Below are 18,348 nucleotides of genomic sequence, written 5' to 3' on the forward strand. Positions count from 1 at the left end.
TCGAGATTATTAAAACAAAAATTACTTAACTGTTACTTTCGCGCCAGCAGCTTCTAATTGCTTCTTCATTTTTTCTGAATCTTCTTTTGTAACGCCTTCTTTAACGGCTTTCGGAGCGCCTTCAACTAGATCTTTAGCTTCTTTTAAGCCTAAACCAGTTAATGCTCTTACTTCTTTAATTACGTTAATTTTGTTAGCGCCAGCATCCATTAGCATAACTGTGAATTCAGTTTGCTCTTCAGTTGGTGCTGCCCCTGCTCCAGGTGCTGCAGCCATAGCTACGCCAGAAGAAGCTTTAACTCCCCACTTCTCTTCTAGAGTTGTGATAAGTTTTGCAATTTCAGTTACAGGTAAACCTGATAGATAATCTACTACTTGGTCTTGTGATAATGACATATTCTGTGTCTCCTAAATTTAAACTTGGTGGCTTTGCCACATCTAAAGTTTATTTTAAAAAAAATTGTTAATAATTAATTAATTCAAATCGTAAAATCTTAAATTGCTTTAAGACTTATCCGTTCGCTTGTTTATTTTCGTAAGCTTTTAATAAGCTAACGAATTGCGTACCAGGAGCAGCCAATGTAGAAACAAATTTCTGCATAGGTGCTGCAAGTGTACCAAGGAACTGAGCTCTTAGTACTTCTAGTGGCGGCAATGTCGCGAGATACTTAATCATATCTCTGTCTAATGCCTGACCATCCATCACTCCTAACTTGATATCGAGTGTTTCCACATCTTTACCAAATTCAGATAATGATTTAGCTGAAGCAGATGCATCTCCGTAAGCAAACACGATGGCGTTTGTGCCAGTGAATCCTTCGTTAAGAGCAGTAGCTTGAGCTGGATAATCCTTCAGTGCGCGTTTAGCAAGAGTGTTACGCACTACTCTCATTTCTGATTTCGTAGCGTAAAGCTTTTTACGAAGATTCGTAACTTGCTCAACGTTCATGCCTTTAAAGTCCACTAGAAATGCTGCTTTCGCACGGCTGAATTTTTCAGAAATGTCAGCTATCTCTTGGCCTTTTTTAGCTTTATCCATGTTTATCCTCCTTTCTCGGGTTAGCGATCAGGGAGAATGTAATTCTTCACCTGTCTCGGAAGGCGCTCTGCTATAAAAGCATTACCTCATCTAGTATTTCAGACCTTCTGTCTCTGACCGCGGTTATTAAAATTTAAAAATCCAATTCTATATTCATAGTGCTCACCTTAGTGAGCACTGCATTCAGTCCAGCGATTACGTAGTTGAAGCAGTTGCTTGCGCTTGTGCTTTGTTAATATCAACTTTAATTCCTGGGCCCATTGTAGAAGACACAGTGATTGCGTTGATGTAGTTCCCTTTGCTTGTTGCAGGCTTTGCTTTCATAAGCGCAGTTAAGAAAGACATGAAATTGTCTTTTAACTTATCTTTGCCCATATCTTTTTTACCTACAGAAACTTGTACGATACCAGCTTTTTCGATTCTGAAATCCAGTTTACCTTTTTTCTCAGCAGCAATTGTTTTTGCTAAATCAAAAGTTACTGTTCCAACTTTTGGATTCGGCATAAGTCCTCTTGGACCTAATACTCTTGCTACTTTAGAAACAGCAACCATCATGTCAGGAGTTGCTATAGCTTTATCGAAACCTAACCACCCACCTTGAATTTTTTCGATTAGATCGTCAGATCCTACGAAATCAGCTCCGGCTTCTTTTGCTTCTCTTTCTTTGTCGCCTTTTGCAAACACAAGAATCTTAACTTCTTTTCCAAGACCGTGAGGAAGTGTTACAGCTCCACGAACTTGTTGATCAGATTGCTTTGCATCTACGCCAAGGTTTACCGATACGTCGATGGATTCATTGAACTTTGCGATTGAGGTTTCAACAGCTAAAGCAAATGCTTCATCAACAGTGTACTTGTTATCTCTATTTACTTTTTTAGACGCTTCCGCGTATTTTTTTCCAGCCATCTTATTCTCCTACGATCTCAAGGCCCATGCTCTTAGCAGTACCTTTAACTTGGCTTGCAGCAGATTCAACTGACATACAGTTTAAATCTGGCAATTTAATTTCACCGATTTTTCTAATTTGATCCATTGTCACTTTTCCAACTTTGTCTTTTTGTGGCATTTTAGATCCACTCTCAAGTTTCAAAGCTTGCTTTAACAAGATTGAAACTGGCGCAGTCTTAGTGATGAATGTGAATGATCTATCTTGATAAACCGTGATGATCACAGGAACGATAGTATCGCCTAATTTTTGAGTTCTCGCGTTGAATTGCTTACAGAACTCCATAATGTTCACGCCTTGTTGACCAAGAGCGGGACCTACTGGTGGTGCGGGATTCGCCTTACCTGCAGGGATTTGTAATTTTACTAATCCAGTTATTTTCTTTGCCATATTAATTCTCCTTCAGAATTCTTCTTCAATTTTTATTCGCTTTTAACAACTTGAACGAAATCAAGTTCCACTGGTGTTGGACGACCAAAGATGCTGACCAATACTTTTACTTTCTCTTTTTCAATGTTGATCTCTTCAACCGTTCCATTGAAATTACTGAAAGGTCCATCAACCACTCTTACAGATTCACCTTCTGAAAAATCCACTTTCGCTTTAGGTTTTTCTGCGCCTTGTTCTGCCTGCTTAGTAACTCTCGCTACTTCTTCAGGTGGAACGGCTTGAGGAGTTGTTTTGTTACCAACAAAGCCAGAAACTTTGTTCGTACCTTTCACAAGCATCCAAGTTTGCTCATTCATTTCCATTTCTACAAACATGTAGCCAGGAAAGAACTTTTTAGATCGTGTTTGTTTCTTACCTTTAACTAGCTGAACAACATTCTCAGACGGAATTAGAATCTCACCAAATTGTGTATCCAAATTATGTCTTTTAATTCTTTCTTGAAGAGAAGCTTTCGCTTGCGCTTCAAAACCTGAATGAATGTTTACAACGTACCATTTTTTATCCACAAATATTCCCCTTTACAGTGACACTAAATAGTTAATGACTTTTCCCGATAAGAAATCAAGGAAGCCAAGAAGTATTCCAGAAATGATCACCATGATACAAACCGCAATTGTTACTGCGACAGTGTCCTTCATTGTTCTCCAAACCATCTTACGGATTTCAGTAACGACTTCGTCAGCCCACTTTACCGTTTTAGGATTGAATTGAAGAAACAAGAAAACGAGGATACCTGCACCTACAGGAAGGCCGTGTGTAAAAAGGTCGTTTTCAGCGAGTCTAGCGAAAAAACTGACAGAAGCTTGCAAAAGCTGAATCAACACATTCAATACGTATGCAGTGAGTGCGCCGGCAGCTAAGAAGCCAACTGTTATGACTTTTTTATTCGTTTGATCCATTCGTTCAACTCCGTTTCGATTTGTACAATTCATTGTCTACTTCATGTTTTTAGTTCGCCTATCCGATAATCCAAATAATGGCAGGGCAGGAGAGATTCGAACTCCCAACACGCGGATTTGGAATCCGCTGCTCTACCGTTGGAGCTACTGCCCTATCGAACTTCCTGCTAGCTAAAAACAATCCAAGAACAATTCGTCGCACTTGGTTTTTCATCTACTACACCGGTTGACCTAACTTTTAGGAATGACGGCCGTAGTTTTTGAGTTGTGCTTAATTTCTTAAGCGTTGTTTATATTCGTTTTAAGATTAAAAAATACTTTTGCTCTTAAAACAGCAATGGGGACCCAAGTAAATGGAGTCCCCGCTGCGCTTATACCAGATTAAAAAATGTCGTTACTCAACGATTTCTGTAACAACACCTGCACCGATAGTTCTACCACCCTCACGGATAGCGAAACGCAATTCTTTTTCCATTGCGATCGGAGCAATAAGCTCTACGTTAACTTCAGTTCTATCACCTGGCATAACCATTTCAGTTCCACCTTTAAGTGATACAACACCAGTTACGTCTGTAGTTCTGAAGTAGAACTGTGGACGGTAACCGTTGAAGAATGGAGTATGTCTTCCACCTTCTTCTTTAGTTAATACGTAAACTTCAGCTTTGAATTTCTTGTGCGGCTTAATAGTGCCTGGAGCAGCAAGAACTTGACCACGTTGTACATCTTCTTTCTTAGTACCACGTAATAGAGCTCCAACGTTATCCCCTGCTTCACCGTAATCAAGAAGTTTTCTGAACATCTCAACACCTGTCACAGTCGTTTTTTGAGTTACAGCTAAACCAACGATTTCGATTTCGTCGTTCACGTTAATTCTGCCTCTCTCGATACGGCCAGTAACAACTGTACCACGACCAGAGATTGAGAAAACGTCTTCCACTGGCATTAGGAACGGCTTATCAAGCGCTCTTACTGGTTGTGGAATGTAACGATCTACTTCAGCCATCAATTTAGTGATAGCACCGTATCCGATGTCGCCTTTATCGCCTTCAAGAGCTTTAAGAGCAGAACCTTTTACGATTGGAATATCATCACCTGGGAAATCATATTTATTTAGAAGATCACGAACTTCCATTTCAACTAGGTCTAATAATTCTTTATCATCAACCATGTCTACTTTGTTCATGAATACAACCATCGCAGGAACACCTACTTGACGAGCAAGAAGAATGTGTTCACGAGTTTGTGGCATAGGTCCGTCAGCAGCAGAGACAACTAGAATTGCTCCGTCCATCTGAGCAGCACCTGTGATCATGTTTTTAACGTAATCGGCGTGACCTGGACAATCTACGTGTGCGTAGTGTCTGTTTGCAGTTTCATACTCAACGTGAGTTGTAGAGATCGTAATCCCTCTTTCTCTTTCTTCTGGAGCATTGTCGATCATATCGTATGCTTTAAATTCAGCTCCACCAGATTCTGCTAATACTTTTGTAATCGCAGCTGTTAACGATGTCTTACCATGATCCACGTGACCAATAGTTCCGATGTTAACGTGGGGCTTTTTTCTTTCAAATTTAGCCTTAGCCATTCGTAATTCCTCCTAGATGTTGCGCCTAAATTATTTTTTCTAGGCACAATCTTATATTAATAAATACTTTCGTTTCTTAAACTTTTTGAATCCAACGATTCAAACTTTAATCTTAAATTAAAATTCCACCCATCCATATCAACGCTGTGGAGCCCACAACGAGGATCGAACTCGTGTCTCGTCCTTACCAAGGACGTACTCTACCACTGAGCTATGTGGGCAAAGTATCAAAACGCTCATCTTCCCTAAAGCTATCTTTAGAAAAAATGGAGCGGGAGACGAGGCTCGAACTCGCTACCCTCAGCTTGGAAGGCTGATGCTCTACCAAATGAGCTACTCCCGCAAACATAACTTCAGCTGTAGCTGAAATTCTAAAAACCCATGGCCACATTTCCTTTTTAAATTTCCATTTAAAAAAGCAAATGGTGGAGAGAGAAGGATTCGAACCTTCGAAGGCATAAAGCCGTCAGATTTACAGTCTGATCCCTTTGGCCACTCGGGCACCTCTCCGAAAAAAATGGAGCTGGTTATGGGACTTGAACCCGCAACCTGCTGATTACAAATCAGCTGCTCTACCAATTGAGCTAAACCAGCAACAAAACCTTTTTTGAATTTCTAAACACAATATTGGTAAAAGTCTCAAATAATGAAACCATCACAAACCGGTGCCTGTTTGTTCAAAGAAGTCTTTTTTTTTAATTTAGATAGTAGGTCTAAGTCAAAGATATTGTTTGGCTGTTTTACTATTTAATTCACTTTTCTCAGAGGGCCACTCTACTCTCGCTATAAGAATAGGCAATATAATAATCTGAAATTGCCTGAAAAATGAAAAAAAGTCTTAAGTTTTAATATGTTGCCTATTAAATTCTGCAATTCCGATGGAAATCGAAGTTGCAACGTTCAAACTGGCGTGAACATCGATTTGAGGGATTTTTATAAGTTCGTCACATTCTTTCAGGGTTTGTGGACGCATACCTTTCATCTCCGAACCTGCTACAATAACGCATTTGTGATGAAATTCCGTATTCCAGATACTTTTTTCTGCTTTTTCGCTGAACCCATAAATCCAGAAGCCTTGTTCCTTTAATTGCTTTAGTGGTTGAAAAAGTTGGTTGTAAGTTTCAACACCAACATGCTCTGCCCCACCGCTCGCGATCTTACAAACTGACGGAGTAAGACCAACGGATTTACTCTCTGTAATGAGAATTCCTTTTGTATTGAGAAGCCATGCTGTTCTTAAAATATTTCCTAAGTTTTGCGGGTCTTCTAATCCATCAAGACCTAGAACAAGAGAAGGATCTTCACCTTTTAATTTTTCCCATGGAAATTCTGGTTCGCCAGCAACTTCAATCATGACACCTTGATTGCCTTCGCAAATTTTGTCGATTTCATTCACCGAAGTGACTTTAACGGGAATTTTTCTACCTGTAGCGATCGCATGAAGCTCTTTTAATTCTGGAGTGAATTCGTAGTCTCTTTTTAGAGTTACCAATTTAATTTTATCGGGACGAATTTTAAAAACTTCGTTGACTGAATGAAGGCCTACAATTTTTCTCATGGGACATTTGTACTTGGGCTCTAGGAAAATTGCAATTGCGAACCCTTAATGAATTACATAGATGTAATAAAGTAAGGATTACAAACCTGAATAAATCTAGCTACTAATACGCTTGGGTTGATTAGAGTAATTTTATTGGGAGAATTCATATGAAAGTTATTTTTGCTTTATTATTACTTGTTTCTACAAACGCTTTCGCAATTCCTGATGAGGAGCTTGCTGAAAAGTGCTTGAGCGCTGGAAAAGAGAAGATCACTCTTCAAGCCGATATCTTGGGATGTAAAATCATCAGTGAAGTTGAAGCCGTTGGTGTAGATAACCGTTGGTATAACCCCATAAAGTACGTGTGGTATGCAGCGTACCTTGAATGTCCGCAATCAACTTATGAACTTGAAAAGATGGTTCAGTACTCCGGCGGAGAATGTCTCTAAGACTGTTTTGCCTTTTTAGAGTCAGGCGCCTCAGTCGCTTCAACTATCTTTGGAATGTCACCTGATGGAGCGAATTCGCCCATCATTTGGCTGGTGAATTGGTAAGTCACCTTGCCACCGGGGCAGATCGCTAAAACCCCACCGAGTTGCCAGACATTACCTGATCCCGTTTTTCTCATTGCATGTCTTGTGGCCAACCATAAAAATTCACCACGACTGTGCATTTCGCCTGGATCGATCCAGAAGCCGCGCTTAAAGCCCGCTGCATTGAACGCGGATAACTTTGGGTCTGTGAAAAAAGAAGCCTCCTGAAGGCCGTGCATTTCTTTAAACTGCTGCATGAATTGAGGGTGCCCATTGCCAATGAAATGTAGCTTCGCACCTTTCTTTTCGTAGACTTCTCTGCTTTTCCAAATTTCAAGCGCGTGCGTACGACAAGCATCGCAAGCGAAATGACGAAGGAAAATCAAAATGGCAGGTTGTTTTTCCCAGAGAGTTCTCAGCTGAATTGCTTCTGCCTTTTCATTATAAACCGTGCAAAGTGCGAGTTTAAATCCATCAGCATAAATTTTTGTTTCTGGTAATGAGTGCATAAGAAATATCTTAATTTATGCTTTTTAAAATATCCAATATAAATTGTTTGGGGTCACTGGATTGAAGTATAGGTCTGCCTATTACTAAAGCGGAAGCTCCGTGATTCAATGCCTCAGCAGGCGTTGCAGTTCTTTTTTGATCCCCAGCGCTATCTGCTAGAGACCTGATTCCAGGAGTAATAAAATGACATTGAGGGAATTTATTTTTTAGAGTTTTTAATTCATGTGGCGAGCAAACGAAGGACTTGATTCCGCACTCTACACTTTGTTCTACCAGAGCTAAGATTTGTTCTTGGATAGAATCATTATTGTAGTTTGCAGGTAATGTTTCTTTTGAAAAGCTTGTGAGAAGAGTGACAGCAAAAATATGGAATGGCCTTTTTTGTGAAAGTTCTTTTTCGGTTTTTGCTAAGAGCTTGAGAGCTTCCGGACCTGAAGTTGCGTGAACTGTCACGAACGTGCTTCCTGCCTCAAATGCAGCACGAACTGCGCTATCCATCGTCGATGGAATGTCCAAAAATTTAAAGTCTAAAAATACCGGAGCTGACTTTGCTGCTTGAGAAATGATTTCTGTTCCGTGGCGGAAAACGAGCCTAGGACCAATCTTAAATCCCCCGACGTGATCTTTAGTTTTTGAAACTATATCTAGAGCTTTTTCCTTATCATCTAGGTCCAGAGCAACAAAAATTGGATTTTTCATTCCGTCAAATTTATTGCTCATGACTCTCCTACTTTAAAATCTCTAAGATTTGTGGATAAATTTGATCTGGAGTCATTTTTGTTTGCTCTCCAGTTTTTCTTATAACTAAATCTACTTCGTTGTTTTCTAAACCTTTTTTACCAATGTTTACTCTAATTGGGAAACCTAGGAGATCAGCGTCCTTAAATTTGATTCCTGGTCTCTCATCACGATCATCGAGTAGAACTTCGTGGCCTCTTTCTTGAAGAGCATCGTGAAGTTTTTGAGCTTGGGCCATAACTTTTTCGTCCTTCGGATCAAGAACTGCGATGTGAACTTGGTAAGGAGAAATTTCTTTGGGCCATATGATGCCGTTGGCATCGTGATTTTGTTCGATCGCGGCCTGCATCGTTCTGGAAACGCCGATTCCGTAACATCCCATTTCGATGGATTGAGTTCTGCCATTTTTATCGAGATAATTAGCTTTCATAGCTTCAGAATACTTTGTTCCCAGATAGAAAATGTGACCCACTTCAATCCCTTTGTAAGCCTTATAAAGCTGACCATTGGGAGCAAGGTCACCTTCTTTGGCAAGTCTCAAGTCTGCCGTGTGAGTGACTTTGAAATCTCTTTCGGGATTGATATTCCTAGTGTGATATCCGTCTTTATTTGCTCCCACAGTGAAGTTTGTGCGATTTTTAAGAAAACTGTCCATGAGAATACGAAGCTTCAAACCTTGAGGCCCACAGCTCCCTGGCGAAGCTCCCGTGAGTTGCTTAACTTCTTCATCGGACATGAATTCTGGCGGATTTCCCAGTTTCAATAAGTTTTTTACTTTTACGGGATTCAATTCATCTGATCCCCTTAAGAGAATGCAGATCGGTTTGCCATCGTCATCTTTGACAAAGAGGGTTTTCACTAAGTCTTCGTGCTTAACGTTAAGTGATTTGGAAAGGTCGTCGATGGTTTTTAAACCTGGAGTGGCGAATTCTTCTGGAGATTTTGCAGCTTCACCAGTGGATGTGAGCTTAGACTCCAATGGAGCGATTTCCACGTTGTAAGCAGCATCCCCTGCCACCAATAAATAATCTTCTCCAGCTTCTGCCAGAACTTGGAATTCATGGGTCTTGCTTCCACCAATATTTCCTGCATCGGCTTGCACCACTCTGAAGTCCAAACCCATTTCTTTGTAGATATTGTTGTAAGCCGTGTACATGTGATCATAACTCTTATGCGCATCTTCCACTGTGGTATCAAAAGAATATGCATCCTTCATAATGAATTCTCGAGCACGCATCAATCCGTATCTGGGACGAATTTCATCTCTGTATTTGGTTTGAATTTGATATAAAAATTTTGGCAAATCACGGTAGGATTTTACATCCGTTCTCACTACATCCGTCACAACCTCTTCGTGAGTTCCACCCAAACAAAACCATTGGTCCGCACGATTCTTGAATTTTAAAAGCTCACTCATCTGTGACCATCTTTTTGTCTCATCCCATAATTCCCGCGGTTGCACCATCGGCATGAGTATTTCTGTTGCGTACTTATTCATTTCTTTTCTAACGATTTGCTCAATTTTGCGGATCACTCTGAGAGCCAAATCGTTATATACAAAAATACCGGGCGCAATTTTCTTAACGTAACCACCTCTCATCAAAAGTTTATGAGATGCGAGTTCTGCATCTGCCGGTGCCTCTCTTAAGGTAAATATATGTGTCTTTGACCATTTCATTGCAATTGTCCTTTATGTCTCAATTCCGTAGGTTTTCATTTTTCGGTGAAGATGGCTTCGCTCAAGGCCGATCATCTCTGCTGTTTTACTGACGTTGCCGTTGTTTTCTTCTAGTTTTTTTAGAATATATTGTTTTTCGAAAATAGATCTTGCGATCTTTAAATTCGAAGCCGTGATAGCACCCATATCGGGATCTACGATCAAACCAGATTCTGCCAAGTCTTTGGTTTCGATTTCGTCTTTATCCACCAAGATATAAACTCTTTCAATAAAGTTTTTAAGTTCACGAACATTACCCGGCCATTGATACGCCGTTAACGTTTCTAAAGCATCGTCAGTCATGTTCTTGGTTCTTGTACCACTCTCATTTGCGTAAAAGTCACTGAAGTGTTGAACGAGAACGGGGATATCGTCTTTTCTGTCCTTCAATGCCGGAACCGACATTGCTACAGTTGCAAACATGGCTAATACTTTTGGATCTAACTCTTGCGTAGTCGATGCTACGATTCTTACATCAGCCTGAATCGTCTGCTGACTTCCTACTCTATGAAAAGTTTTTGTCTCGATCAATTTTGCAATTTTGGCGAATGAATCTTTATTGAGATATGAAATTTCTTTTAAATATAAAGTTCCACCCTGAACAAGATCCAATTTTCCTTTTTGAGTTTCATCGACACCAATCAAAGGTTTTTTATCGAAACCGAAAATTTGCATATCCACGAGATCTTGAGGGACCAATTTGCAGTTGATCTCCACAAATGGCTGACTCGCTCTCTCTGAAAGATAATGGATGTTCTGCGCCACCAATGTTTTTCCAACGCCCATTTGACCTTGGATAAGACATGGGCCATCGGAGTGCGCCACTTTTGCAAGATTCTTTTTTAAGTCCTGAATAGGTTGTGAATGACCGAATATTGCAAAGTTTTTTCTGAGTTTATTTAATAGTGCTCTTTTTTCACTGCGCTCTTGTTGGAAACTTAAAATATTTTTAATCAAAATAAAAATACGATCGCTAGAAAGTGGCTTTTCGACAAAATCCCAAGCGCCCAATTTTGTCGCCTTCACGGCTGTCTCAATTGTTCCATGACCTGACATCATAATGAATTCCGGATTTGGAAACTTTGCTCTTGCGGTTTGTAAAACTTCGATTCCGTCAATTTTACCTGGCATCCAAATATCTAAAAGCACCACATCAGGATCAAAAGTTTCGATGGCTTTAAGTGCTTTCTCGCCATTGTTCGCCACTTCGACTTCATAGCCTTCATCCAAAAGATCTGCTGACAGAACCTCACAAATTGGCTTTTCATCATCGACAACTAAAACTTTATGCTTTGTTCTCATATTCACGACTGTCCTCCGCTCCTGTTTTTTTCATTTGACCGACAGGAAGTTCGATCACAAATTCTGTGCCTTTCGGCTGATTTGAAAATGCTCGAATAAATCCATGATGATCTTCTATAATGCGTTTTACGATGGCAAGACCAAGACCTGTTCCATTCTCACGAGTGCTGAAATAAGGCTCGAAAATTCTATCTCTCATATCAGTTTCAATTCCGCAACCATTGTCTTTGATTCGCGTCTTAACGATACCCAATTGAGCATCAAAAAGCGTTACAATTTCAATTTTCGGCGCCTCTGCCTCATTGAGTGCGTCAATGGCATTTTCCAATAAGTTTGTGACTACTCGCTTGATTTGGTCTTGATCAAACTCAAAATTTGGTAGTTTTGGATCAGGATAGAAATTGAACTCCATCTCTTTATGACCTGTTGAATAGAGCACCAGGGTTTCTTGAATAAGATTATTTAGCGATCCTAATTTTGGATTGATCTGAGGAAGTCTTGCAAAGGAACTGAATTCATTTACGAGATTTTTTAGCTCGTCCACCTGCTTAATGATCATCGCCGTACACTGTTGAAAGGCTGGATCTTGAACTTGGGCACCAAACTTTTTTTCTAAACGCTGAGCCGAAAGCTTAATTGGCGTTAGTGGGTTTTTAATTTCGTGAGCAATACGTCTCGCCACTTCCCTCCACGCCGATGCTCTTTGAGCATTTACCAGTTCAGTGAGATCATCGAATACGATGACAAGCCCTAGATCTTTGTTTCTTTCGTCTTTTAACATCGTGATCGTAAGTTTCATTAGCAATGAATCTTCTTGAATTTGAATTCTCAATTCTTTTTGCAAAGTCTTGAAGTTGTTTTTCTTCATTTGGCTTATGATTTCTGAATACGTATCTCTATTTTGGCCAGTTAACACATTCGACACATCCATGCCGATATATCTATCTGCTGGAACTCTTAAAAGCTGAGCAGCTTTGGGATTCATAGTGGTAATCATGCCTTCATGATCAATGGAAATTACACCAGCACTAACATTGGATAAAATAACTTCGATATATCTATTGTGTTCATCAAGAATATCTAAGGTTGTTTTTAAGTTTTTATTTACCTCTAAAATTTCTTTTTCGGACTCTGCCAGTGATGAAGTCATGCGGTTGAAGTTTTTAACTAACTGGTTGATCTCTTGAGACCCTGTTTGAATATCCACAGGTTGGTAATTCCCCTGCGCCACTTGATCAGCAGCCTCACCTAAGGAGGCAAGAGGCGTAGCCAATTGTTTTGCCAAATAAAATCCAAACCAAGTTGCGCCCAACATAATTACCATTGTCATCAAACAAAGGATTACAAGGTAAATGGTTTTAATGGGCGATACCAGTGGATTGATGTCTCTAAAGTTATCGTAGGCTGATGCGATTTCATCCATTTTGGAAATCAATGAAATCGGAACAAAAGTTGAAATCACCAAGGCACCCTTATTGAGTTGACCATTTGCATAGTAGTTTAGTGGCGCGATGACCCTGATCAAACTTCCTTCTTGGAAGTGATGCATAGTACTTGAATCGGTACCTTTCTTGATTCCTTTTTCTAAGAATTCCAAGGAAACCTTTGGAATTTCTGGAATCGTTTTATTGTCTGAAATTGAAGAAACTCTTTCTCCAAATAAACCTGGATAGAATTCTACAACATCTAAGCTGTAAAGGCTTCTGTAATTGTCTAATTGTTTTTTGATTTCACCTTCAGATTTACCTTCGATCCCCTTTATAATCTGATTTGCAAAGTGGTAGTTTTTTTGCTTTGAAGTGAGGTAGTAAGAATTTGTAATTTCTAAAGAATCTCTCAAAACAGCTGAAGTCTTAATGCTAAACCATTTATCAAAACTGGAGTTGATGTAAAAAACCGAAATAAAGAACATTAGAACTGTAGGCACAAAACTGAACGTTACAAATGCTGCGATCAATTTTGACTTCAGAGAGCTTCCAATGATTTTTCCGCTGCGCTCAACAAAAGTTTTAACAACGTTTCTGAAAACAAGGAACGCTAGGAAAAGAAGGAGTACGATGTTGAAGTTGACTAATCCAAAGAAAAAGATGGAATGCATAAACGGAAGTTCACGACTTAAATAAGCAAGTCTAACTTCAACAAATGTTAAAATTAGGAATAAAACGGCAAGACATATTGCAATCAATATCTCTTTTTTGCGTTTTTTATTTTCGTCTATCTTTTCCAGTAAGTCTGGATTGATTTTTTCCACTAAAATGACTCTAAAATCATTTTAGTGGAAAGACAAGGAATTGGGACCCTTGCGGGTCTCTCATATTAGACTATGACTCTATGTGTGATTGTCCGCGATTATTGAACGTATTTTTTGTAAATTTCAGTTCCTACATGGAACGCAGGTCCACCTTTTTTGATTAGAGCTAAACAGAGATTCGAAGTTTGAGTTTTATCTAGATCCTCTTCTGTCTTAAGTACACCAGAAGATACAAAGGCTGAATCCAAAATGATTCTAGCATTGAATGGACTCATTTTCACTTCTAGGCTTTTTCTAAAGACACTTGCGTTTACGTTCATTTTGATCGATTCCATTAACAGCTCCTCGTGTTTTATCAGTTTACGTACAGGTTCTACTTCAGTTTCTTAATTTTTTTTAAAGCTTCTACCATTCGGATTGCAGTTTCCGCAGCATCACGCCCCTTGTGTCCGTGCTTGCCGCCCACCCTATCAAAAGCCTGTTCTTCGTTTTCTGTTGTAAGAACACCGAAAACTACGGGCTTTGTGAATTCCAATTGGAGAAGCGTACAACCTCTTTCGACCGCTTGGCAGACGTAATCGTAGTGAGTGGTCTCACCGCGAATCACCGCTCCTAGAGCTATAACTGCGTCGATTTTCTTAGTCTTGAGAAGTGCCTTAGCTATCAAAGGAATTTCAAATGCTCCCGGAACATGAACAAGCTCAACGCTCTTACCTTTAATTCCTTTTTCTTTTAAAAAAGCTACTGCGCCCTCTTCAAGTTTTGAAGTGACGTCTCTATTGAACTCAGCAACTACAATTCCAATTCTCATATTTTACTTCTGGCTCTTTAAGTTTGGCTATTTAGTTTAATAATGAATCAGTCTTAGGATCATCTTTTTCTAGGTCAGTAAAAGTATGTCCCATTTTTTCTTTTTTTGTTTTTAAGTACTTTAAATTTTCTTTTGAGGGAGTTGTTTCAAGTGGAACTTGCTCTACGATTTCTAAGCCATAACCTTTTAATCCTACTTTTTTAGAAGGATTGTTTGTCATAAGTCTCATTTTTGTAACACTCAGAGCTCTTAAAATTTGAGCTCCGATACCATAATCTCTTTGATCAGGCTTGAATCCCAAATGTTGATTGGCCTCTACAGTGTCCATTCCTTGCTCTTGAAGCTCATACGCTTTGATCTTATTCACAAGACCAATTCCGCGACCTTCTTGTCTTAAATAAAGCAAAACGCCTTTACCTTCTTTGTTGATCATATCAAGAGCCTTGTGAAGCTGAGGACCGCAATCACATCTTAGACTTCCGAATACATCTCCAGTCATACATTCTGAATGAACTCTTACTAGAACTGAGTCTTCTGTAGTGATCTCACCCTTTGTAAGAGCAACATGTTCCAAACCATTCACTAAACTTTTGAAAATACGAACCTCAAATCCATCGCCGTAAATGTTTGGGAGCTGAGCCTTTGCCTCTTCTTCGATGAGCGTTTCATTTCTCATTCTGTATTCTATAAGCTCTACGATTGTTCCAATTTTGATATTGTGTTTTTCGGCAAACTTTATTAAATCGGGAGTTCTTGCCATTGATCCATCTTCATTCATTACTTCACAAATTACTGCTGCAGGATTTAATTTTGCCATTCTTGCAAGATCCACGCTTGCCTCGGTGTGACCAGCTCTTTTTAGAACTCCACCGACTTGGGCGCGAATTGGGAAGATGTGTCCCGGCGTGATGATGTCTGTTGCTTTTGCGTTGATGTTAGCGGCTACTTCTACAGTTTTAGATCTATCTTGAGCAGAAATTCCTGTAGAGATGCCTTCTCTTGCTTCGATACTTACTGTGAATGCAGTTTTATTTGGAGAAAGATTCAGATCGTCCTTCACCATCAATGGAAGTTGAAGTTTTTCAATTTGCTCTGAAGTTAAGCTCAAACAAATTAACCCTCTTGCTTCTTTGGACATGAAATTTATTTTTTCAGGAGTTACGAAATCTGCAGCGAATATAAGATCACCTTCGTTCTCGCGATCTTCGTCGTCAATCAAAATGACCATCTTGCCTTGTTTGATATCTTCTACGATTTCCTCAATCGAATTCATTTTAGATTCTAAACTACTCATGGTCACATCTCCTGTCCTGTCATCTTCTCTCCTGACATTTCCTGTCTGGACATTTCTTGAAAATGAATCGCAGCTTTTGCCATATAGTCGAATTCTAGATTTACGAGATCTCCGGCTTTGATATCTCTTAAATTTGTTTTCTTAAGAGTCTCTGGAATCAAATAAAAACTCACAACGTCACCGTCCACTTCGTTCACCGTGAGACTTACTCCTGAAACACAAAGAGAGCCTTTTTTCCAAACGTATTTTTTGAATTCATCTGGAATTTGCACAGCAAAGAATAAGGTCCCATCGTTATTGAGAGTATCAACAATCTGACCAATACCATCCACGTGACCTGTTACCAAGTGACCGTGAACTCTATCACCAAATCTCAAAGATCTTTCAAGATTCATGAGCATATCTTTTTGAAGTGAGTTTTCCCATTTAGTGATGCTGAGAGTTTCTGGGCCGATTGCAAATTCAATTGTTTGATTGTCAAATTTTTCAACCGTCAGACAAACGCCATTCACAGCGATACTGTCACCGATTTTTAAATCATCAAAACTCTCAGGTTTTTGAACGAGAATTTGGTATACGGAACCATTTTTCTCAAGACGATTAATTTGAGTTGTGGATTCTACTATTCCTGTGAACATTGTGAAGAAATTTACACGCTTAGAGGGCTTTCGTCAATTGAACGAAAGCATAATGAAATTTATCCTTCCAAACGTTTAAAACGTTAAAAGCCTATACACTGCCTACTCGAGTATAAAGTATCCCAGGGTTTTGTTATTTAGCTTGTTGAATTCTTTGCTACTAATATTGGATTCCACTTCAACCGGATAATATCCCGAGATCCACTTGTCTTGCTTAAATGTAGCCGTTTTTTCAATGACTTGGCCCGGCTTCAATTGAGAACCGTCGTTTGGTGCAATTTCTTGAACTGAAAGCCACTTCTCATCCAAGGTATTTAAAGGTGTTAGATCAATTTTAGCCGATGTTGTTGGATACGGCACTTTTTCCATACCTGCGTTGATGACCTTATAGCGAATTTCTACTGTATGTTCGTCTTTTCTAATAACTTCAACTTGCTCCAAAGGAACATACAAATCTGGTTGAATCGTGCGCACACGCCCCTCCCACTTCGCTTTTTGAGTTGTGACCGGAGACATTGAAACCACATGGTCCTTGATCACCGTCCAGGCCTCAACTCCAGTATCCTTAACATTTTTAATTCCTACATCCGCGCCACCTCTCTTTAAGAAATCAAAAGCTTGAAGAATACCTTCTGTCGCGGAAATTTTATAGAATTTATTACTCTCTACTCTTTCCCCGCTGATCTTCATATTCTTTACAACAAAGTAAGTTTCTTTACCGTCAATTCTGTAGTCCGCGTTACTGACCTTTACGCCTTTACCCATTCTCACAATTAAATTGATTAATTGCTGAAGAGTTTCTCCGCGTACATCCATATTGAAAATTGTCCAATTCTTTCCCTTTGCCTGACTCCATACATGTGGAAACATATTGTAGAAATCCACGGTCGATGAAGTTCCTGTAAAAAGATCTCTTCTAAAATATTGACCCACATCAAATGCAGCTTCTGTCTTTCCTGCTTTTCTTATGGAATCCACGGCCCAGTTTCCCAGAACATCTTCCGTGATGTCAGAACAGAGAGGAAGGTTCACCTTAGATTCAAAAATCTTATCGTTGAATACATTTCCGCGAATTGCTTCGATTCTTTTTTGAAAACCAATCACCATGTCTTCGATGTACGCATTCTCTGGAACCGTATTATCGATCTGATGGATCTTGTGGTTTGTGAGTTCAACTTTGCCACTGTCTCTAACTGTTAACTCATACTCACCTAAATATTGCGCCCAGAATCCTGCATGAACAATTGGAACACCGTTTGTGTAAATAGGTTTTTTTGTGAGAATATGCGTATGACCACCTACGATCAAATCAATGCCAGATACAGATTCAGCAATTTTTTTGTCCTGATCTACGCCGATGTGAGTGAGCACGATAACAATATCTACTTTTTCAATTTCCCTGAGTATTTTTACATATTTTAAAGCAGCTTGAACAGGCTCTGTGATTCGACCCGGCTCGAAGAATGGATCAAAAATCATTTCAAAAGTAGAAATACCAAGGACACCTATTTTTTTTCCCGCAACTTCCTTAATTACATAAGGTTTCATGTATTTTCCAAGAGGAATATTTTCAGGAAGTTTATCTAAATTTAGGTTTGCCGCCAGCACGGGGACCTTGAATTCTGCAGCAGCAAAACCATCATAAAGTTCTTTAGGACCAACGAGCCATTCATGATTTCCGAAGACGATTGCGTCAAAACCAAAAGCTTCCATCATTCGGTGATTTGCCTCGCCGGAATTCAATGTATAGAAAATTGTTCCTTCTGTCCAATCCCCTGCATCCAAGAGTAAGTTGCTTGCGTTTTGCTTTCTTAAGAAATCCACTTTTGTTTTTAACTTTGAAATCCCACCCAGACGAATGGGAGAATCTTTGTTTGTAAAGTGACCATGAATATCACCCGTGTGAAGGATCGTGATTTTTGTATCTGCCATGGCGCTTGATATGCCCAGAGTCGAAAAAAGAAATAATCCAATAAAATAAATAACTACTGATTTTGTCATTGATGCAAATTTAATCATCTTTATCCCACCCGCATGGCTCTTAGACCATAGTCCTACTTAAGCACAATTCAAATACACTTTGCGCAACCTTTCA

19 protein-coding genes and 5 tRNA genes are annotated in these 18,348 nt (G+C 39.5%); 1 reads left to right on the top strand and 23 read right to left on the bottom strand.

Annotation, left to right across the window (positions count from 1 at the left end; translation table 11 throughout):
* Positions 1-21: 21 nt before the first annotated feature.
* The 13 genes from rplL to V4596_07285 all read right to left on the bottom strand — a co-directional run bounded on the left by rplL (position 22) and on the right by V4596_07285 (position 6,477).
* Complete coding sequence (gene rplL / locus V4596_07225; GenBank protein ID MES2768923.1) at positions 22-396, bottom strand: 50S ribosomal protein L7/L12; 375 nt, start codon at positions 394-396, stop codon at positions 22-24.
* Between the two features lie 115 nt (positions 397-511).
* Positions 512-1,039, bottom strand: a complete 528-nt coding sequence (rplJ, locus tag V4596_07230; GenBank protein ID MES2768924.1) for a 50S ribosomal protein L10 — start codon at positions 1,037-1,039, stop codon at positions 512-514.
* Between the two features lie 195 nt (positions 1,040-1,234).
* A complete protein-coding gene (gene rplA, locus V4596_07235) occupies positions 1,235-1,945 on the bottom strand; it encodes a 50S ribosomal protein L1 (GenBank protein MES2768925.1) in 711 nt (236 codons plus the stop codon).
* Between the two features lies 1 nt (position 1,946).
* On the bottom strand, positions 1,947-2,375 hold the full coding sequence (gene rplK / locus V4596_07240; protein ID MES2768926.1) for a 50S ribosomal protein L11: 429 nt from the start codon (positions 2,373-2,375) through the stop codon (positions 1,947-1,949).
* A gap of 32 nt (positions 2,376-2,407) precedes the next feature.
* Positions 2,408-2,941 (bottom strand): transcription termination/antitermination protein NusG, encoded by a 534-nt coding sequence (gene nusG / locus V4596_07245; protein MES2768927.1) that lies wholly within the window; start codon positions 2,939-2,941, stop codon positions 2,408-2,410.
* A 12-nt stretch (positions 2,942-2,953) separates the two neighbouring features.
* Complete coding sequence (gene secE, locus V4596_07250; protein ID MES2768928.1) at positions 2,954-3,334, bottom strand: preprotein translocase subunit SecE; 381 nt, start codon at positions 3,332-3,334, stop codon at positions 2,954-2,956.
* 78 nt (positions 3,335-3,412) lie between these two features.
* Positions 3,413-3,488, bottom strand: a tRNA-Trp gene (locus V4596_07255).
* A gap of 240 nt (positions 3,489-3,728) precedes the next feature.
* The gene (gene tuf, locus V4596_07260) at positions 3,729-4,919 is read right to left on the bottom strand and encodes an elongation factor Tu (GenBank protein ID MES2768929.1); all 1,191 of its coding nucleotides are present in this window, start codon (positions 4,917-4,919) and stop codon (positions 3,729-3,731) included.
* 147 nt (positions 4,920-5,066) lie between these two features.
* A tRNA-Thr gene (locus V4596_07265) sits at positions 5,067-5,140 on the bottom strand.
* Positions 5,141-5,186: 46 nt separating this feature from the next.
* Positions 5,187-5,262, bottom strand: a tRNA-Gly gene (locus V4596_07270).
* An 80-nt stretch (positions 5,263-5,342) separates the two neighbouring features.
* Positions 5,343-5,429, bottom strand: a tRNA-Tyr gene (locus tag V4596_07275).
* An 8-nt stretch (positions 5,430-5,437) separates the two neighbouring features.
* Positions 5,438-5,513 (bottom strand) — tRNA-Thr (locus V4596_07280).
* A 244-nt stretch (positions 5,514-5,757) separates the two neighbouring features.
* Positions 5,758-6,477 (bottom strand): RNA methyltransferase, encoded by a 720-nt coding sequence (locus V4596_07285; protein ID MES2768930.1) that lies wholly within the window; start codon positions 6,475-6,477, stop codon positions 5,758-5,760.
* A gap of 149 nt (positions 6,478-6,626) precedes the next feature.
* Between V4596_07285 and V4596_07290 the strand changes: the two genes are divergently transcribed.
* The gene (locus V4596_07290; GenBank protein ID MES2768931.1) at positions 6,627-6,908 is read left to right on the top strand and encodes a hypothetical protein; all 282 of its coding nucleotides are present in this window, start codon (positions 6,627-6,629) and stop codon (positions 6,906-6,908) included.
* Here the strand turns inward: V4596_07290 and V4596_07295 are convergent.
* From V4596_07295 to V4596_07340, 10 genes are all read right to left on the bottom strand, one after another.
* Complete coding sequence (locus V4596_07295; protein MES2768932.1) at positions 6,905-7,501, bottom strand: AhpC/TSA family protein; 597 nt, start codon at positions 7,499-7,501, stop codon at positions 6,905-6,907. The two genes, V4596_07290 and V4596_07295, sit on opposite strands and share 4 nt — an antisense overlap.
* Before the next feature lie 10 nt (positions 7,502-7,511).
* On the bottom strand, positions 7,512-8,222 hold the full coding sequence (gene pyrF / locus V4596_07300) for an orotidine-5'-phosphate decarboxylase (GenBank protein MES2768933.1): 711 nt from the start codon (positions 8,220-8,222) through the stop codon (positions 7,512-7,514).
* A 7-nt stretch (positions 8,223-8,229) separates the two neighbouring features.
* Entirely contained in the window at positions 8,230-9,918 is a 1,689-nt protein-coding gene (locus V4596_07305; GenBank protein ID MES2768934.1) for a proline--tRNA ligase, read from the bottom strand.
* A gap of 12 nt (positions 9,919-9,930) precedes the next feature.
* Positions 9,931-11,259: a sigma-54 dependent transcriptional regulator gene (locus V4596_07310; protein MES2768935.1), complete on the bottom strand. Its 1,329-nt coding sequence runs from the start codon at positions 11,257-11,259 to the stop codon at positions 9,931-9,933.
* Positions 11,243-13,510: an ATP-binding protein gene (locus V4596_07315; GenBank protein ID MES2768936.1), complete on the bottom strand. Its 2,268-nt coding sequence runs from the start codon at positions 13,508-13,510 to the stop codon at positions 11,243-11,245. The genes V4596_07310 and V4596_07315 overlap by 17 nt, the downstream gene beginning before the upstream one ends.
* A gap of 98 nt (positions 13,511-13,608) precedes the next feature.
* Positions 13,609-13,845, bottom strand: coding sequence for a hypothetical protein (locus V4596_07320; GenBank protein MES2768937.1), 237 nt, complete (start codon positions 13,843-13,845; stop codon positions 13,609-13,611).
* A gap of 38 nt (positions 13,846-13,883) precedes the next feature.
* A complete protein-coding gene (ribH, locus tag V4596_07325; protein ID MES2768938.1) occupies positions 13,884-14,321 on the bottom strand; it encodes a 6,7-dimethyl-8-ribityllumazine synthase in 438 nt (145 codons plus the stop codon).
* A 31-nt stretch (positions 14,322-14,352) separates the two neighbouring features.
* Entirely contained in the window at positions 14,353-15,615 is a 1,263-nt protein-coding gene (locus V4596_07330; protein ID MES2768939.1) for a bifunctional 3,4-dihydroxy-2-butanone-4-phosphate synthase/GTP cyclohydrolase II, read from the bottom strand.
* Positions 15,616-15,617: 2 nt separating this feature from the next.
* On the bottom strand, positions 15,618-16,253 hold the full coding sequence (locus tag V4596_07335) for a riboflavin synthase (protein MES2768940.1): 636 nt from the start codon (positions 16,251-16,253) through the stop codon (positions 15,618-15,620).
* Positions 16,254-16,355: 102 nt separating this feature from the next.
* On the bottom strand, positions 16,356-18,272 hold the full coding sequence (locus V4596_07340) for a bifunctional UDP-sugar hydrolase/5'-nucleotidase (protein ID MES2768941.1): 1,917 nt from the start codon (positions 18,270-18,272) through the stop codon (positions 16,356-16,358).
* Between the last annotated feature and the right edge of the window lie 76 nt (positions 18,273-18,348).

The sequence above is a fragment of the Bdellovibrionota bacterium genome (assembly GCA_040386775.1).
Classification (GTDB): Bacteria; Bdellovibrionota; Bdellovibrionia; order Bdellovibrionales; family JAEYZS01; genus JAEYZS01.

Excerpts from the sequence above, each read along its gene's own strand:
- V4596_07310 (MES2768935.1), bottom strand. The coding sequence starts at position 11,259 with ATGAGAACAAAGCATAAAGTTTTAGTTGTCGATGATGAAAAGCCAATT.
- ribH (MES2768938.1), bottom strand. The coding sequence starts at position 14,321 with ATGAGAATTGGAATTGTAGTTGCTGAGTTCAATAGAGACGTCACTTCA.
- pyrF (MES2768933.1), bottom strand. The coding sequence starts at position 8,222 with ATGAGCAATAAATTTGACGGAATGAAAAATCCAATTTTTGTTGCTCTG.
- tuf (MES2768929.1), bottom strand. The coding sequence starts at position 4,919 with ATGGCTAAGGCTAAATTTGAAAGAAAAAAGCCCCACGTTAACATCGGA.
- rplJ (MES2768924.1), bottom strand. The coding sequence starts at position 1,039 with ATGGATAAAGCTAAAAAAGGCCAAGAGATAGCTGACATTTCTGAAAAA.
- rplA (MES2768925.1), bottom strand. The coding sequence starts at position 1,945 with ATGGCTGGAAAAAAATACGCGGAAGCGTCTAAAAAAGTAAATAGAGAT.
- V4596_07305 (MES2768934.1), bottom strand. The coding sequence starts at position 9,918 with ATGAAATGGTCAAAGACACATATATTTACCTTAAGAGAGGCACCGGCA.
- V4596_07330 (MES2768939.1), bottom strand. The coding sequence starts at position 15,615 with ATGAGTAGTTTAGAATCTAAAATGAATTCGATTGAGGAAATCGTAGAA.
- rplL (MES2768923.1), bottom strand. The coding sequence starts at position 396 with ATGTCATTATCACAAGACCAAGTAGTAGATTATCTATCAGGTTTACCT.
- V4596_07335 (MES2768940.1), bottom strand. The coding sequence starts at position 16,253 with ATGTTCACAGGAATAGTAGAATCCACAACTCAAATTAATCGTCTTGAG.
- V4596_07295 (MES2768932.1), bottom strand. The coding sequence starts at position 7,501 with ATGCACTCATTACCAGAAACAAAAATTTATGCTGATGGATTTAAACTC.
- V4596_07340 (MES2768941.1), bottom strand. The coding sequence starts at position 18,272 with ATGATTAAATTTGCATCAATGACAAAATCAGTAGTTATTTATTTTATT.
- rplK (MES2768926.1), bottom strand. The coding sequence starts at position 2,375 with ATGGCAAAGAAAATAACTGGATTAGTAAAATTACAAATCCCTGCAGGT.
- V4596_07290 (MES2768931.1), top strand. The coding sequence starts at position 6,627 with ATGAAAGTTATTTTTGCTTTATTATTACTTGTTTCTACAAACGCTTTC.
- V4596_07320 (MES2768937.1), bottom strand. The coding sequence starts at position 13,845 with ATGGAATCGATCAAAATGAACGTAAACGCAAGTGTCTTTAGAAAAAGC.
- secE (MES2768928.1), bottom strand. The coding sequence starts at position 3,334 with ATGGATCAAACGAATAAAAAAGTCATAACAGTTGGCTTCTTAGCTGCC.
- V4596_07285 (MES2768930.1), bottom strand. The coding sequence starts at position 6,477 with ATGAGAAAAATTGTAGGCCTTCATTCAGTCAACGAAGTTTTTAAAATT.